This window comes from Saccharicrinis sp. GN24d3 (assembly GCF_052400645.1).
Lineage (GTDB): Bacteria > Bacteroidota > Bacteroidia > Bacteroidales > Marinilabiliaceae > Saccharicrinis.
On sequence record NZ_JBQTGI010000004.1, the window covers coordinates 104,433 to 122,118 of the forward strand.

Consider the following 17,686-nt stretch of genomic DNA (forward strand, 5'->3'; position numbering starts at 1 on the left):
GCCCACGGATGACTGTAAGCTGCCTACTTTTTTCTTTCTCCAGCCGTTGCTTTTCTTATAAACGATTCACGTTTTTCTACCTCTTTCGAAATATTTGCAGCATGTGGATCTGTCCAAAGGCCAGGGACAGTTCCTCTATTCCAGTCTTTATACTCCTTCTCCAATTCTTTCAGTATTTCTGGTTTAGCACTGGCTAAATTGGTATGTTCATATGGATCTTTTTCTATGTCGAACAAGAAAAATTCAATGTTTTTAAAACCTGACATTACCATTTTATATTTTCCTTTAAGAACAGCGTAACCAGCCCCATCAGAATATCTCCAGAACAGTGTGTTATGTGGAGCCTTGTTAACCTCGCCGTTAAAATATGGGAGTAAGTTAACCCCATCTAACTCTTTGTTTTTAGGACACTTTACATCTGTTGCGGCCAAAACAGTTGGAAAAATATCTAAAGCTGAAACGGCCTTGTCATATACCTGTCCCCCTTTAATATTGCCTTTCCAGGTTACTGAAAATGGAACACGGATACCACCTTCAAATAGCATTCCTTTATGTCCCCGATAAGGTTCGCTACGCGCCCCATTGGTTGCTGCACCATTGTCACTGTAATAAAAAATGATTGTATTTTCATACTCCCCTTCTTCCTTCAACTTCTGAATTACCTTACCAACACCAACATCCATACCAACCACCATAGCTGCATAAGCAGCACGGTAACCGTCTTCAATATGACTCACCATATCGGTATACTGCTTTGTTGCGTGAATAGGTGAATGTGGTGCATTATAAGCCAAATACATAAAGAAGGGCTTGTCATTTTTAGAATATTCGTCGATATATTCAACTGCTGCATCAGAAAAGTCGTCTGTCAAATAGGTTATTTCAGACATAGGAACTGGTTTCCCGTCCCTTAACACGCCTCCCATTGGTCCCCGCCCTTTTTTAGGTTCTCCCCAGTAGCTTAGTCCACCGCCCCAGAATCCGAACCAGTCATCGAACCCTCTTTTATTAGGCCAATAATTAATGGAATCTCCTAAATGCCATTTCCCGATTGCACAAGTCTGAAAATCGTGTTTTTTCAGCACTTCCGACATCATCAACTCATCTAGTGGTAATCCATCATCCGCTTTTGCATCTTCGTAAGGCAAGTTACACTCATGACCAAAACGATGCTGATATCTACCTGAGAGTAAACCAGCTCTACTCGGGCTGCAATAGGGGTGCGAGGCATAACCTTGCGAACAAATAACCCCGTCTTTTGCCAAAGCATCCAGGTTTGGTGTTGGAATATCGGTACATCCATTAAATCCAACATCTCCCCATCCCTGATCGTCGGATAAAATAATTAGGACATTGGGCGATTTCTTTTTTTGGCCATTAATTGTTAAAAACGATACTGCAATAAGCAGTATAAAAAGTAAACGTTGCATTGTATTATATTTTAAATATCTGATTGTTTATTATCGATATCCAAAATTAACAATAAGCGTATCTGTTATGCATGAATTTTAAACAGAAAAAAGGGGGTGGTTTATGTTTTAACGGGTAAAATTAGCGGTTAATAATAGACTTACACATACGCTTTAAATGAGATAAGCCAACAGCCCAAGGATCTTTTTAGTCTGCATCCTTTAATAGGAATACAACCAAATTATACGTACAAAAAAAGGAGCCAGCATATACATTCCTATATCCGTACTCCCTCATTCTCTTCATATGATATATTCCTATTTTCCACCAAATAATTTATACACCTCGCTACCCGCACTTAAAAACGCGCCCGTTCCATAAACCTCTGTTTTATCTGGCCAGGCTTTACCCGGAGCGGCGCCAATGGGTTGAACATATCCTAACATTCCTTCTTTTGTGATATGGCCTACCATGGCGTTCCATCCTTTTTTAACTGCGGGTCCGTAAGTTCCTTTATCCAATATGCCTTGATTGATACCCCATGCCAAACCAAAGGTAAAAAACGACGAACCACTAGTTTCTGGTGTTGGATAAAACTTCTGACCCAACAAACTCATGGCCCAATGTCCTTCCGCTGTTTGAATTTCCAAAAGCTTTTTGGCCATCTTCTTATAGATGCCCAAGAAATATTTGTACTGCTTACTTTGGGGTTCCAGTTCAACTAAAATATTCACCAATCCGGCAAATACCCATCCATTCCCCCTCGACCAGAATATTTTAGTACCATTATCTAACTTACCAATATAATTTTGGTCACGATAATACAAGTTCTCTTTTTTATCGAATAAGAAATCAGTGGTTGCTTTAAATTCTGTTACCATAAAGTCCAGATATTTTTTTTCTCCTGTTATCCGATATAGCTTGGCCCAAACCGGAGGCGACATAAACAAGGCATCACACCAGTTCCAGCGGTCTTGGTGGTATGGTGTTTTCCAATCCAATATGCTTTGCGAAGGATGATACATAATGTAATTGAATTGTTTAATGGTAGGTTCAATCATTTTTTTGTCACCATACTTCCTGTACAGTTCGCAATATAATTGACCTACCGTATGGTCATCAGCATGGTACTGGCGACGATGAAGTTTCCATTCCTGATCCTCACTTATTTTCTTTAACCAATCGTAATAAGTATCGTCACCAGCCATTGCTGCCCATTTTACCATACCTATATACAGTGCTCCGTTTGTCCAATCGGCAATATGGTGTGGTTTCTTTCCGCTGAAATGATCTCGAAAGTGCTCTATCTGCCAATCCGCTACCCGTTTCATGTTCTTTTTGACTTCAGAAGGTTTAATTTCTTGGGCAGTTAAGTTTACACTACAGACTATAAGTAATGTGATGAATAGTTTTTTCATGATGTATAGATTTATTATAAATTTTAAAACTTAGTATCACAAATTAAATTATTTTTCCCTTTACAAAGCCCATATTGGGGATCTTAACGGTACTTGTAACCGTTACAACCCATTATATCTCCTTTCTAAAACCATAGAAGACATCGATATAGCGAAACTTTAAAAGATAACTTTGATCATCTGATATGAATTACCTATTTTATTAAAATAGCTAAATTAACTTCCTTACCCCCAATACCAATAACCTGATAACGCCCACTATCAAATAAAATATGATAGCTAATATAGCAACAAAACCCAGCGAGGTAAGTAATTCGCCCCAAAGTGTTTTATAGGTTATTATTGAGTAGATATTTAATCCAAATGCAATTAAAAATACGATCAACAATATCCTTAATTCTTTCCTTACCGAAGTTCCTTTTAATACGATATCTTTCATTCTATTCAGCTTATTTGATTTAAATACTAAATATTATATTTTTCGGGCATAGTTAATATCTTGCCACTATCAATAGCTTGTTCCGTAAGCATAGTCCAGATACTGGCATTATATCCTTCCTTGGTGATCCATTCAGGACATTTCCCTTGCTTTATAAAATTAACAAAGCCAATTAATTCTTCTTTTGTTCCATCTCCTTTTTGCCCGGCATATATAGGTTCAGCAATTTGCTTCTTTTTAGTCTCCGGAGCCCAGCTGGGTCCTCCAATCGGAACCTCCTCAAATAATCCCTTTTGAATGTCACCTATCATTTGGGCTATTCCCGGCGCAGGTTTTGGCTTAACGGGTTTAGAGGAATAAAATTTATTGGTTTCTAATTCAAAAGTTCCCTTGTCACCTATTATTTCTTCTTCGCAACCATACCTTTTGTTAATGGTTTGGGAATCGTATGTAAATTTGGTTCCATCCTTATACGAAAATATAACGGCCAGATTATCATACACCTCACGCCCATCATGCCAATATCGTATACTACCCGTTCCCATAACCGAAACAGGATTCTCTTGTAAGGCCCAGTTTGCCACTTGAATCTGGTGCGACATAAGTTCTGTTAATAATCCTGCCGAATATTCCTTATATAAACGCCAATTAATTTGCCTTTCCAATTCCGGTTTTCCTTTGGGCACAGGCCGGCGCCAATCGTTACCTCGGTGCCAATGGGCATGCATCTGTCCAATAATACCCAATTCTCCATTATGGATACGTTGCATGGCATGGCTGTATTTATTGCTGAACAACCGTTGATGGCCAATTAAAAGTATACTTCCCGTGCTGATATGTGCGTCGTACATAGCTTTGGTATCATCCAGCGTACGAGCCATCGCTTTTTCGCAAAGCACATGGATTCCTGCTTTCATGCAGTCAATGGCAATATGCGCATGCTGAAACAATGGAGTGGCAATGACAACTCCATCAACACCACTATCTTTAATCAGTTTTGTGTATTTATCGTAAGTTTTGGCTGTATTCTTATACTTACGTGCTAACTCTTTGGATTTTTCCAAGCTAGGTTCATAATTATCGCATAAGGCTACTATTTCGAACCCTCCATGTCCTTCTTCAAGAATTCTGTGCAAATGTTCCTGTAAGTACCTACCTCTGCTCCCCGTACCAATTATTCCAATGCGCACATTTTTCTTATTTTCCTGTGCGGTTAAAGAATGAACCAGCGGATTTGCCATGAAGGCCATTCCGGCCCCTGCCATGCCAATCTTCCTTAAAAACTCCCTCCTATTATCTCCCATAACAATTATTATAATATCAAGATTTTAATATCAGGATGGTTACAGTGGTATCCTGATACATAATTCCGGATTAAAATTATTAATGATTTGTTGATGCTCCCTTTCCGGAGCTACCAATAAAGCCGTAGAAAGCACTTCTGCCTTTACAGGGCAACTCATTTGTACTTCTACCAGTTTTAACTTATGATTTAATTCTCCTGATTTAGGATCAGTAACATGCTCTTTATTTTCTTTTTCATGGAAACCGCTGATAGATACTGCAGCATCATTTAACTTTAAATTTGTATTTCTTCCATCCTCTAAAGCTAACGGCCAATATTCACCGTAAGGATGACGACCACGGGTAAGGATAGAACTACCTCCAAAACTGACAAAGGCGTTTTCAATTTCTTCATGCTTTAATAAGGCTGCTACTCGATCTATGGCTATGCCTTTTCCAATTCCTCCAAAATCAAGCTGAACTTCTCCTGAGCCATACCCAACGGTCTGCTGTTCTTTATCCAATATCAATTGATCAACAAGACTATCACCGATACTTCCAGAAGCTTTATATCCGATATTGAAATAGCCATTAGTTTTATGGTAGAATTCAATACATTGTTCAATTAAGGTAAAAAGTGTACCGCTAACCTTAACAGGAGTTTTAAATGAATCATTATTAAGCTGATACACTTTCGCTTCAGGATGATACATGCTCAACATACATTCAACATCATATACTATTTTCTCCATTTCAGAAAACACGCGTTCAAATGTTATACTTTGGTCTTTGCTCCAAAGTACCACATCTAACCTAGAATTCATGGCTGCAATGGTATTGTTGTAGAGATTTACCCCGGACATTTTTATTTTACGAACGGCATTTATTAGACGAACGACATTTTAATAAATGAACAAAAGATGCATGAAATATTAATAGGCATTCTGAAACAGTCTTTATAGACAAAATTTTAGTCTCAAGTACAAGACTTTATTGGTTAAATAATCTTGATACTCTCCTTAACATCCTGGGCAATATTACCCAAATGGCATAGCTGCGTAGAAATACCAACATCGTAGATCGGAGAATTTAATTTATCCCCTTTAACTATTGCGTCAACCAAATTACGCATATGGTTAACCGTTAACATGTCAAAACCAATGGAATCGTTCGTATCGTTTGCAGCTTTAAAAGATCCTTCCTTTTCGGTTTTTATAGCCTTACCATTAAGGTCCATTAATACATACCTACCCCTGTCGAGATAGATCACAACTTCCGAACTATAAATTACACTCCCTCTGCCTCCACCAGCCTTATGCTATTAGATAAGAGATCGAAGATTGCTGTTATTGCTAACCACTAATCAACTACCTCTCATCTACTAGTGTTTATTACAATTTATAATACTCCTCCCAACCTTTTCGTGGAGGTGTACCAACTAACATTTCGTTAGCGATGGAATTATTTGTGATTTGTTTAGTTTTTCTATCAAACTTCAGTTTAGTACTAAGCTGCTGCGCTAACACACCTAAAGTGAAAACCTGGCTTAACGGTCCGGCAATGTCGAAAGAAGAACGACATTTTTCCTGCCCTTTACATGCCAAAAGGAAGTTCTCAAAGTGGTTTGATGGGCTTTGGGGAACTTCAGGCAATTTCGATTTCATCTCCTCCGCTTTATCTTTGGGGATGATGGACAAGGTACCACTATGTGTGCCTCCTTTAAAAGTTAGGTCTTTACTGTAAATAATCTTCCCCGGATTCAATTTAGCTGGCTGCACATCTCCGTTACTTGCTGGAGGAATATTTGGATCCACCTCTGAAACACCATAACCGGCAGGTACGGGAGGAATATTATCTAATCCATCATACCAGGTAATATCACAGGCAGGCATATCCCCTCTTTCAGGAAATTTAAATTCAATAGTAGATGAGAAGGGGAAAAAGAATGAATTATGCCCTTCTAATAACGTTGGGTTCACTTCCGATGGCAGACCTAAATCCAAAAATTCATGCGCCGTATCTAAAATATGGGCTCCCCAATCTCCCAATGCACCCATTCCAAAATCGTACCAGCAACGCCATTGACCGTGATGGTAATCTTTATTATAATCGTGATATTGAGCGGTAGTTAGCCAGCTATCCCAATCCATTCTTCTGGGCTTTGTCTCCTTTGCCGGGAAACTGGTAATTCGCGGATCGAACTTATGCCAACGTCTCGACTTATTCATATGTGCGGTAATGGCAGTTACATCTTTAATAATACCTGCTTCCTTCCAGGCTTTAAACTGGAAATAGTTAGCCCCTGAATGCCCTTGATTACCCATTTGGGTATGAACTTTGTATTTTTTAGCGGCCGCCATCATCAATTCAACCTCGTTAAAGGTCCTTGCCATAGGCTTTTCTACATAAACATGAATTCCCATGGACATGGCCAACATCGTGATCGGAAAGTGTGAAAAGTCTGGTGTTCCAACGCTAACAGCATCAATCTTATCCCCCATCTTGTCGAACATCTTCCGAAAATCCGTAAAACGAGGTACATCAGGGAACATATTCTGAACTTCTTGTGTATGATCTCCTGCCAAATCAACATCGCATAAAGCAACAACATTAGCCAACCCGGTACTATGCAATTCTTTCACAATGCCTCCACCACGGTGCCCAATACCGATACAAGCCAGGTTTACTTTCTCGCTTGGTACATAGGATGAATTTTTAAGTGATTGTGATTCTTTATCCCATGTCTTTTTCCCGGCGAAGATGGTACTACTGGGAAGAATGGTTATTCCACCTGCTGCTACAAGACTTTTCTTAAGGAATTCTCTTCTTTTATTTATTGTTTCCATTTTTCACGATTTTAAACATTTAGCAAAAAGCACATAGAGGAAAGGAACTTACTATTTGTTAAACCCCTTTCCGTCATTTGATTTTAAATCAGCTGCTAATCTGCTACAATTCTTTTATTTTGATATTTTTAAATAGTACGTCATCTCCATGATCCTGCAGTAAGATCAATCCTTCTTCCGCTTCCCCAAAATTTGGCCATTGGGCGTATTTACTGTACGCCACCAAGGCTTTCCACTGTTGGGTGCCTCTTTCGTACTCAACAACGGTACATCCGTTCAACACATGTTTTACTTTAGACCCTCGCACTTCGATTCTGGCTCTGTTCCATTTACCGGTATTTACGTATTTCTGAGGACTTAAGCCATGTACAAAAAGTCGGGAGTCTGCCTGAATTAAGTCATATAATGAACCAATGGTTCTTTTGCCTCCAACACCTTTTTTGGCATCCGGATGGTTTTTGTCATCTAAAATCTGGAATTCGCAACCAATGGCCGAACCTTTTCCTTTGTTTAAATCGGTATCCACAAAATATTTGATACCACTATTGGCACCTTTGGTGAAATTAAAATCAACTTCAAGAATAAAGTTTTTATATGGTCTGGTTGTCACAATATCTCCACCGTGTTCCGATTCTCCGCCGCCTGAAGCATGCACCTGTAGGATTCCGTCTTTAATACTCCAGCCTTTTTCAGGGAAATCATCTCTTTTGGCACCTCTCCATCCTTTGGTTGTTTTGCCATCCCAAAGCAGTTTCCAGCCATCTTTCACTTCCGCATCCGTCAACTGATTTTTCAGATAACTTACGACCGGAGCAGTAGCTCCCGCAAAACTTGGTTCTTCGTCCAGTTCTGTAATGGTAATATTTCTCCATTTATTTTCAACTCCTTCTTTATCCTTGCCTGCACTATGAATCTGCAAGGCAATAAAACCGGTCTCTACTTCTTCCTCCATTAAATTGGCTACATTAATGCCGTTTAACCAGGTAGCAATATGGTTCTCGTAAGCAATCACTTTTACTTTGTTCCACTGCCCTCTTTTTAAAGCCTTTTTGGCAGCAGGGTTATACTCTAACGGATAGCGCCATCCCTGACGACCTTGATCATATATCCCACAAGTCCACGCCCTCTCCGAATCGTCAGCTTCTACTTGCAGACCATAAAAATGTTTTTTTTCCTCATCAAAATGAGAACGGAACTGAACCCCGGAGTTAAGGTTTTTACCAATAACCATTTCATATTCGAGTATAAAATTGGTATACTCTTTTTTAGTTGCTAGCCATGTACTTGGGGTACCAGTTTTTGAAACACCCACAATAGCACCATCTTCTACTTTAAATTCGGCCTCGCCATTTAATACTTTCCAGCCTTTAAGGTTTTTTCCATTAAACAGGTCCTTTGATTTTTGTGCATTCACTCCTAAAACCAGTACGAAGCATAGCGACAATAAAAACGTAGTTTTCATTTTTTATAATTTAAACGTTGATTAATTCACTTTCTAACATTATTACAAATCTATTATTCAACCCTGTTGGTCAAGCATAATATTTGTGTCAAAAAAAGATGGTTTTGTGTCATATAATCATTTCAAATGTTTTTTATAGATTTACACCTTAAACAAATTAAATGAATCAAATCCGTCTGTTAATCGTACCAATATTATTCTTAATTGGGACAAATATACCGGGTCAGAATATCCGATTTGACCATCTGGATATTAATGATGGGCTTTCTCAGAACAGCGCATTCTGTATGGACATTGACGCCAATGGCTATGTATGGATAGGTACTCTTGATGGTTTAAACCGGTATAATGGTTATTCGTTTGAAGTATTTAAGCCCAGTTTAAATAAAAAAGGAAGTTTAACAGGCAGTTATTGTATTAATTTAACCTGTGACGATGAAGGCAATACCTGGATAGTAACCATAGATGGCGGATTAAACAAATACGATGGGCTGAAACAAGAATTCATACATTACCATGACTCTTTGTTTCGTCCTTATTCTGCAAAGCAGTTTAATAACGTTAAGATAGATATCCAAGGTTGGCTCTGGTTCAAAACATCCTCGAAAATTATTGGATTTAATCCGAAAGACAGCTCATTGGTTACGCCTCTTCCCAAAACACAAATTTTAGATATTGCCAACATTCCTAGTGGGAATATAGCTGCCTATGGAGACTTTGGTGTTATTGAAATGGTTTTTGGCAAAGACTCCTCTTTTTATCCGCAAAAACGTATTACCGAACCTACCAATGCCCTATCATGTAACAAAAACCAAACGGTGGCTCTACATAACGATGGGATATCCTTTTATAACGAGCTGTTAACTAAGCGCACAGAAAGGTATTTATATGGCAGCATAAAAGATTGTCCTCCAATAAAGAAGAATCCTCCCATATTCACCGATTCAGATAAAATATGGGTAGGTGGAAACAATGGTCTGATCAGATTTGAGTTGACTGCTACCGAAATGATTTGTCAAAATTATGAGTACAATTCCAACGATCCCAATTCTTTCCATGGTTACAATGTTTCCAATATAAAAATGGACAAGGCCGGAAATATCTGGGTGGGTACAACAAAGCATGGAGTTAACTTTATTGGTAAACGCAAAAACAGTTTTAAACATTTTAACTGGAAGCGCAATGCATCTTCCGACAAAGAAATAGACCTTGTGAGAGCGATATGGGCAAGTTCCGGCAACGAATATTGGGTAGGCTTTGACAGAACAGGCTTGGGTATTATACATCAAAACGGAAATCAAACATTGATAGATTCTTATGTGGATGAAAATGGTAATAACAGGAAACTGTTAAGTGTTAGAACCATTTTCGAGGATAAACTGGAAAATATTTGGGTAGGAATGTTAAACGGATTCTGTATTTATAACAGAAAGACAAAAAGGTTGGAGCACATCAATCGTTATTTTAGTAATAAATGGAACAACCGAAGTTATTCTATCAAAGAATTTAAAAATGGTAATGTAGCCATCGGAGTAGGCTCAAGACTTGGAATACTCAATCTGAAAAACAATTCAGAATTGATATTTGATTACGAACAAACTGCCAAAGTTTCAAGCAACATCAGGGATATTGAGCTTGATGGCGACATAGTTTGGCTGGGTCTTGACAATTCCGGAATTGTAAAAGTTAATATAACAACAAAAGAAATTACATATTTCAATACCCTGTCTGTTGGACTTAGCAACCACAAAATATATAGCTTAATTAAAGTTGGAGATGATTTATGGGTAGGGTCGAACAATGGCTTAAATCGTTTTAATACCAAAAGCAATAAAGTAGAGGAAATCTACTACGAAGAACACGGCCTATCCAATAATATAGTTTACAGTTTAAATTCGGATTCAGACGATAACCTATGGATTAGTACGAACAGAGGAATCAGTAAATTTAATACGCAAACAAAAAGGTTTTCCACCTACCTGAAAAGCGATTTTTTTATGGACGACGCCTCCTTTCAATCCAAAGATGGAACCATATATTATGGTGGTTATAACGGGGTAATATATTTTGACCCCAAAATGATTCAATCCAATAACGAGGCTGTTAGCCCCGTTATTAAAAATTTCAGCTTGAACAATACCATCGTAAAAACCAATGAGATTATCAATAAAAGAGAGCTTTTATCTGAGCATATCAATCAAACCAATACCATTTTATTAAATCATTTCGAGAATACATTTTCCTTCGATTTTAATGCTGTACCTTTTGACCTGCCAAACTCCAATAAATTCAGATATAAATTAGTGAATTGGCAGGATAATTGGGAGGATGGAAAAAACCGAATGGCTTCATTCACCAATGTGTTGCCCGGAAAATACAAGTTTGTTTTATCTGTTACAGGTTCTGACGAAAACTGGTCTGCCCCCAAAGAAATAATTATTGTTATCAAGCCTCCGTTTTGGCAAAAAAACTGGTTTCGATTAACTATTCTCGGCATTATCTTTTTATTGCTGCTTACCTTATACAGATGGCGTGTTTACCGTATTCACCAACGCAACAAATTACTTAAACAAAAGGTAGATGAGCAAACCAAGGATATAGTCAGAAAAAGCAGCGAGATACAAAAGATGTCGCAAAAACTGCACGAAGCAGACGAGGCAAAACTGAGGTTCTTTACAAATATCTCTCACGAGTTCCGAACCCCATTAACGCTTATCCTGGGACATCTCGAAGAATTGGAGGATTCGAAATCGGTTACCGTAAAAAAAGTAATTAGAAATAATGCGTTACGCTTGCTCCGTTTAGTGAACCAGCTTATCGAATTCAGAAAACTGGATCAAGATCAATTAAAACTCGAGGTGTCAAATTTTGAATTAAATGCTTTTGTCGGTGATATTGTTGAATCGTTCCAGAAACTAGCCCAACAAAAAAATATCGATTTAAGGTATGAACCGAATGTAAACCGTATCTCTGTTTGGCTTGATGTTGATAAAACAGAAAAAATTCTGTTTAACCTGATTTCAAATGCCATTAAATATACACCCGAAAACAATCCGATTATTATATCAACACATGAAAGTGAGCAACACTTTGAGATTAAGGTTACTGATTTTGGCATTGGCATTTCTAAAGACGAGTTATCTCAAGTGTTTAACCGTTTCTTCCGAAGCAAGAACAGCCATGAATCAGGTCATGGTATTGGTCTGACTTTGGCCAAAGGGCTTACCGAGATGCAGTTGGGAATACTTTCTGTTACCTCAGAAAAAGGAAAGGGATCGGTATTTACGGCTCAGTTTAACAAAGGCAAAGAGCACTTCGACCAACTAGATATATCGAACCGCTTACCAGCCCCATTGCCCCTAACAGAAAATACCGAGGTAGTAACTCCATTGCCCGTTTCAATGAATATTTCGGACAAAAGAATCCTTTTGGTTGAGGATGATGCTGAACTTAGCGGATTTTTACAACAGATATTATCCGAGGATTATTTGGTGTCGTGCGCCGAAAATGGAGTGCATGCCCTGCAAAAACTGGAAGACATAATTCCGGATCTAATTATTTCTGATATAACCATGCCCCAAATGGATGGAATTACTTTTTGTAAAAAAGTAAAAACCAATGTTGTGACAGCTAAAATCCCTTTTATTCTTCTTAGCGCTAAAACAGATGCACTGACTCGTGTGGAGGGATTCCAGTTAGGAATAGATGACTATATAGAAAAGCCATTTGAAAAACAGGTTTTAAAAGCACGTGTACAAGCGCTAATGAGCAATAGGGAAAAATGGCAGCAGGCTCCTATCGAAACGAAAACAATGGCAAAAGTCGATAAATCGGCGTTTAGTAAAAACGATGTTCAGTTTTGGAAAAAAACCAATACTCTTATCAACAAAAATATTGGCAACCCTAATTTTACCACTGAGGTTTTAAGCGAAAAAATGAATATGAGCCGCTCTACTTTTTATAGAAAGTTTAAAGGTTTAAGTGGAGAAAACGCTGCTGATTATGTTCGGAAAATCAGGTTGCACAAAGCGGCAGAACTCCTGCAAAAAAAGGAGCTCAACATTCAGCAAATAGCACTTGAAGTAGGATTTCAGAGTACGGCGCATTTTCGCACCAAATTTAAAGCGTATTTTGGCTCCAATCCTTCCGAATACAAGTAGTTTTTACCCCGGAGATTCGGAGAGATCAATGAGCACGACGCTAATTCAAGGCATAGCCATAAGCACATTATCTCCTTGATAATATTTCAATATAACTATATATATAAAACGGGATTTCATATTTTCCGAATAGTGATTAAGCCTGGATTATGTATTAGAGGTACGTAATGAGTATTTAAAAAACGATAAAACAAAGAGTTGCTGAAACGAGGCATAACTTGTACCGATTACTTTCGGGAGCACCGCTCTGGTGAGTTGAAGTGATGCAGCGAAGTGTCTTGTTTTGAAACAATTTCAATGTGTAATAGATTTTCTAATGCATATTGCGGGCTAAGTATGCTTCCCAAAAACCAAGACCGGGATTGCCGGTGCCGATGCCATAATTGCCACCAACAAAAACCGGACGTTTGCCGCGTAAAACAACATCAAAAGCGATTTTGCCATAAAAGAAAGACCCGGAAAGCACATGGCCGTACGTAAACAGATCGCAAAAACAATCACAAAGGAACGGGCAACCAGGTTGGAAGGAAGCTTTGGAAAAGACAAGTAACACTATCGCTTAAATCGCATAGGTGCATGGACCAAGTACTATGAGATACTATGGATTTGTCTGGGCATACACACCGGCAACGCCATAAAAAAAGGCAGGCAGACACATCGGGTCCGACAGGATATATCATATCCTGCCTGATGTAATTAATGATATAATTAAAATGTAAGGGGCATCCGAGTGGGAACGGTATGCTCAAAAAGTTACGCATCGAAACACTTAGTCATCATCAAAAAAACCATTCTTAAACCTATGCAAACAAAAAAGCCGGAAATATTCTCCCGGCTATTCACATTTATAGTAATCTAATCTTACTTCTAAATCACTTAAGTTGTTGAGTCATGCTTCGGTAATATTTATATTATACCATTATGGCTATGAAATTAGCGCTGGGTACAATGCCGATAGCTTGTACTCGGAATTTTCCGACTTATCCCGCACAGAAAACATTACAAATGACCTCCGGTAAGAATTAAATGGCATGCGCCGGGATGTTGCTTCAAACCTTATGACTAAAGAATCTGCTGCGGATTATGCCCGGAAAAGTATTTCATAAACTGAACACGTTCGAAACGTTCAGAATTTTCTTTGGGTTCATGATGAACACTACCCCGAAATTCATCAATACTTAAATAACCTCTTTTGTCCATCCATAGCTCCATGTTTTTAAGGATACCGGCTACTGAACCAGCGCCATCTTTGTAAAGCTTTGAAACCAACTGAACCGTTGTGGCTCCGGCCATCAACATTTTTATGGCCGTTTCGGCCGAATGGATCCCAGTGCTGGCAGATAAATCACAATTCACCTTGCCCGACAGAATAGAAACCCAGCGCAATGTATTGTAGTAATCCTGACCAGAGGAATAAGGATTACCTGCTTTTACCTCATCCGTCATAATATCAAAATCGACATTGTAAAAACGGTTGAACATGGTAACGGCATCTGCACCACCTTCCTCCAGCTTTTTTACCATAGCAGCCAGGTTCGACGAATATGGTGCTATTTTAATAGCTACCGGAATTTTTACATATTGCTTAACCTTTTCAAGGATCGAAAGATAAAGTTTTTCCTGCTCATCGGCTTGCATCCCCATATCGAAAGGAAGTTTAAACACATTTAATTCCAAGGCGTCCACCCCTGCTTTTTCCAGTTGTCTGGCATAGGAGAACCATTCGCCGGAAGTGGCGCAATTCAAACTACCAATAATAGGGATGTCCACTACTTTTTTGGCTTCTTCTATGACCAAGGCCATTTTCTTGAGCACATCATCTTTCAGCTGATAATCGAAATAATCCAGAAATTCCATATTATTTTCGAAGGCGCCCAAATCATTTTTCAAGGTTTCTTCGTGCTCTTTAATGATTTCTTCTTCAAATACGGATTTAAGCACTACCGCCGCAACACCGCTATCTGCCAATCTTTTTATTCCTTCAACGGTAGATGTCAACCCACAGCTTCCTGCAATAATTGGATTCTTGAGGCGAAGCCCCATATATTTTGTCTCGAGTATCTTCATAACAGAAATCAAAAATAAACTTTTTATTTGTTTTTAAGGTATTCGTCCATCGATTGAGCGGCCCTGCGACCATCGCCCATGGCTAAAATCACCGTTGCACCTCCTCTAACAATATCTCCTCCCGCAAACATTTCAGGAATGGATGATTGCAACTTATCTTGATCTACTTCAATGGTTCCCCATTTGGTGGTCTTTAACTCCGGTAACGAGTCGGGTATAATGGGGTTAGGTGAAACCCCTACACTCACCACCACCGTTTCTACCTCAATTATCTCCTCCGAACCTTCAATTGGTATCGGTCTTCTTCGTCCGCTGGCATCAGGCTCTCTCAATTCCATCTTCTGAACCCTTACCTTGTTGACACGCCCATTGTCATCAGCAAAATACTCTATTGGATTCGTCAAGGTCATAAATTCAATACCTTCCTCTTTGGCATGCTCAATCTCCTCCACCCTGGCCGGCATTTCGGCCATGCTTCTACGGTACACGATCATAGCCCTTTCTGCCCCCAACCTTTTTGCTGTGCGCACCGAATCCATGGCTGTGTTTCCGCCACCGATCACCATCACTTTTTTGCCGCTTACCACAGGGGTATCCGTATCTTGTTCGGCCGCGTGCATCAGATTGATTCGGGTGAGATATTCGTTGGAACTTAATATCCCGATATAGTTCTCCCCCGGAATCCCCATGAAACGGGGCAGTCCCGCTCCACTTCCCGTAAAGAACGCCCGAAATCCTTCTTCTTTCAAATCTTCGATCGTAGCAGTCTTCCCTACTATAAAATTGGTTTCGAACTTTACACCCATCTTTTTTAGGGCATCGATTTCAACATCTACAATATTATTGGGCAACCTGAATTCAGGGATTCCATATTTCAATACCCCCCCTATTTCGTGCAAGGCTTCAAATACCGTTACGTCATACCCTTTTTTGGCCATCTCCCCGGCAAACGTCAACCCTGCCGGCCCGGAACCAATACACGCCACTTGAATACCATTCTTCTCCTTGGTTTCAGGAATAGATATCTGGCCTGACTCACGTTCATAATCTGCAGCAAAACGCTCCAAATGACCAATGGCCACCGGTTCTTTCTTCAGTTTTTGGGTATAAAAACACTGGGCCTCACATTGCTTCTCCTGCGGGCAAACGCGACCACATACGGCTGGCAACGTGCTGGTTTCTTTCAACACTTTGGCAGCTTCAAGAAACTCGCCCTGTTCTATTCGCTTAATAAACTTTGGAATATTAATTTCGACAGGACAGCCGGTAATACAAGTTGGATTAGCACAATCGATACAACGACTGGCTTCCTTCTGCGCCTGTTCCACGTTTAAACCCGAATTTACCTCTACATACGATTGAATGCGCTCATGGGCATCCACCTCGTTCATTTTAACCCTTGCTAGCTGAGTACGTTCTTTATTTTTTAACTTTTTTCTTAAATCTTCGCGCCATTGCTGGGCACGTTCCGATTTCAAGTAGCTATCTCTATCTTCCATATTGGAATCTTACTCTTTATTATTGAACCTAACCCCGGCGGTTAAATCTGAAAGTCGTCTTTGTTTTCTTTTAGGTATGTGCTTTCCGCTGACTTTTCAATCTCTTTATAGCCATTCAAGCGCAACAACATCTCATCAAAATCTACCTGATGCGCATCAAACTCCGGTCCATCAACACATACAAATTTTGTTTTACCCCCAATGGTAATCCTACAGGCACCACACATACCTGTACCATCAACCATAATTGTGTTCAGGCTTACCAAAGTTGGAATATGGTATTTCTTTGTGGTCAAAGCAGCATACTTCATCATAATGGCCGGACCAATTATCATGGCTTCATCAATTTTTTCTTTACTTATTGCTGCTTCCATCCCTTCGGTTACCAATCCTTTTCGTCCATATGAACCGTCATCGGTCATCACAATCAACTCATCCGAGAATTCTTTTATTTGATCTTCCAGGATAATTAAATCCTTGGTTCTGGCAGCAATAACCGTAATCACCCGGTTACCGGCTTTTTTGTAGGCTTCCACAATAGGCAAAAGCGGTGCGACACCTACCCCGCCACCACAAGCTAATATGGTACCTTTATTTTCGATATGTGTAGCTTGCCCTAACGGCCCTACCAAATCGGTAATATACTCCCCCACCTTAAGCGCCGCTAATTTTCGCGAGGAAACACCAACAGTCTGCACCACCAAAGTGATTGTGCCTTTATCTCTGTCCGCTCCTGCAATGGTCAACGGGAAACGCTCGCCTTTTTTGCCAATCTTTACAATCACGAAATGCCCCGCCCTTCTTGCCTTGGCTATCCTGGGGGCCTCTACTTCAATTTTTACAACGTTATCCGAAAAAAACGTTTTATCAACAACTTTATACATTGAGTTTAAAAGGTAATGCTTAATTCCTATTTGTATTAAGTTTTCCCAAACACCATGAAAGATTATCACTTGTTATTCGCATAGCTCCTGGAAAAACGGTACAAAAGTATGACAAAATTCAGAGTTTTTACGGAAATTACTGAATTAAAACTGCAATTTATTCAACCGAATCAACATATAACATGACTTAATACAATTTTAAATTTTATTTTTGCCT

General features: G+C 39.3%; 12 protein-coding genes. 1 reads left to right on the plus strand and 11 read right to left on the minus strand.

Annotated elements, in window-relative coordinates; translation table 11 throughout:
- Positions 1-23 precede the first annotated feature (23 nt).
- From ACT29I_RS06695 to ACT29I_RS06730, 8 genes are all read right to left on the minus strand, one after another.
- Entirely contained in the window at positions 24-1,430 is a 1,407-nt protein-coding gene (locus ACT29I_RS06695; RefSeq protein WP_444793015.1) for a sulfatase family protein, read from the minus strand.
- Between the two features lie 297 nt (positions 1,431-1,727).
- Positions 1,728-2,828 carry a glycoside hydrolase family 88/105 protein gene (locus tag ACT29I_RS06700; RefSeq protein ID WP_444793016.1) on the minus strand — a complete coding sequence of 367 codons (1,101 nt, stop codon included), beginning with the start codon at positions 2,826-2,828 and terminating at the stop codon, positions 1,728-1,730.
- A 211-nt stretch (positions 2,829-3,039) separates the two neighbouring features.
- Positions 3,040-3,267 (minus strand): hypothetical protein, encoded by a 228-nt coding sequence (locus ACT29I_RS06705; RefSeq protein ID WP_430936476.1) that lies wholly within the window; start codon positions 3,265-3,267, stop codon positions 3,040-3,042.
- A gap of 26 nt (positions 3,268-3,293) precedes the next feature.
- Complete coding sequence (locus ACT29I_RS06710) at positions 3,294-4,571, minus strand: Gfo/Idh/MocA family protein (protein WP_430936474.1); 1,278 nt, start codon at positions 4,569-4,571, stop codon at positions 3,294-3,296.
- 39 nt (positions 4,572-4,610) lie between these two features.
- Positions 4,611-5,375 carry an FAD:protein FMN transferase gene (locus tag ACT29I_RS06715; protein WP_444793017.1) on the minus strand — a complete coding sequence of 255 codons (765 nt, stop codon included), beginning with the start codon at positions 5,373-5,375 and terminating at the stop codon, positions 4,611-4,613.
- 173 nt (positions 5,376-5,548) lie between these two features.
- Entirely contained in the window at positions 5,549-5,821 is a 273-nt protein-coding gene (locus ACT29I_RS06720; protein WP_444793018.1) for a hypothetical protein, read from the minus strand.
- Positions 5,822-5,942: 121 nt separating this feature from the next.
- On the minus strand, positions 5,943-7,397 hold the full coding sequence (locus ACT29I_RS06725; RefSeq protein WP_444793019.1) for a Gfo/Idh/MocA family protein: 1,455 nt from the start codon (positions 7,395-7,397) through the stop codon (positions 5,943-5,945).
- Between the two features lie 103 nt (positions 7,398-7,500).
- Positions 7,501-8,859 (minus strand): 3-keto-disaccharide hydrolase, encoded by a 1,359-nt coding sequence (locus ACT29I_RS06730; RefSeq protein WP_444793020.1) that lies wholly within the window; start codon positions 8,857-8,859, stop codon positions 7,501-7,503.
- A gap of 161 nt (positions 8,860-9,020) precedes the next feature.
- On the opposite strand from ACT29I_RS06730, the gene ACT29I_RS06735 reads away from it, so the two are divergent.
- Positions 9,021-13,019 (plus strand): response regulator, encoded by a 3,999-nt coding sequence (locus ACT29I_RS06735; protein ID WP_444793021.1) that lies wholly within the window; start codon positions 9,021-9,023, stop codon positions 13,017-13,019.
- Positions 13,020-14,081: 1,062 nt separating this feature from the next.
- Here the strand turns inward: ACT29I_RS06735 and ACT29I_RS06740 are convergent.
- From ACT29I_RS06740 to ACT29I_RS06750, 3 genes are read right to left on the minus strand one after another with little or no spacing between them, the layout of a single operon-like run.
- The gene (locus tag ACT29I_RS06740) at positions 14,082-15,086 is read right to left on the minus strand and encodes a dihydroorotate dehydrogenase-like protein (protein ID WP_430936462.1); all 1,005 of its coding nucleotides are present in this window, start codon (positions 15,084-15,086) and stop codon (positions 14,082-14,084) included.
- Between the two features lie 23 nt (positions 15,087-15,109).
- The gene (gltA, locus tag ACT29I_RS06745) at positions 15,110-16,585 is read right to left on the minus strand and encodes an NADPH-dependent glutamate synthase (protein ID WP_444793022.1); all 1,476 of its coding nucleotides are present in this window, start codon (positions 16,583-16,585) and stop codon (positions 15,110-15,112) included.
- 41 nt (positions 16,586-16,626) lie between these two features.
- Entirely contained in the window at positions 16,627-17,469 is an 843-nt protein-coding gene (locus ACT29I_RS06750; RefSeq protein WP_444793023.1) for a sulfide/dihydroorotate dehydrogenase-like FAD/NAD-binding protein, read from the minus strand.
- Positions 17,470-17,686: the final 217 nt, after the last annotated feature.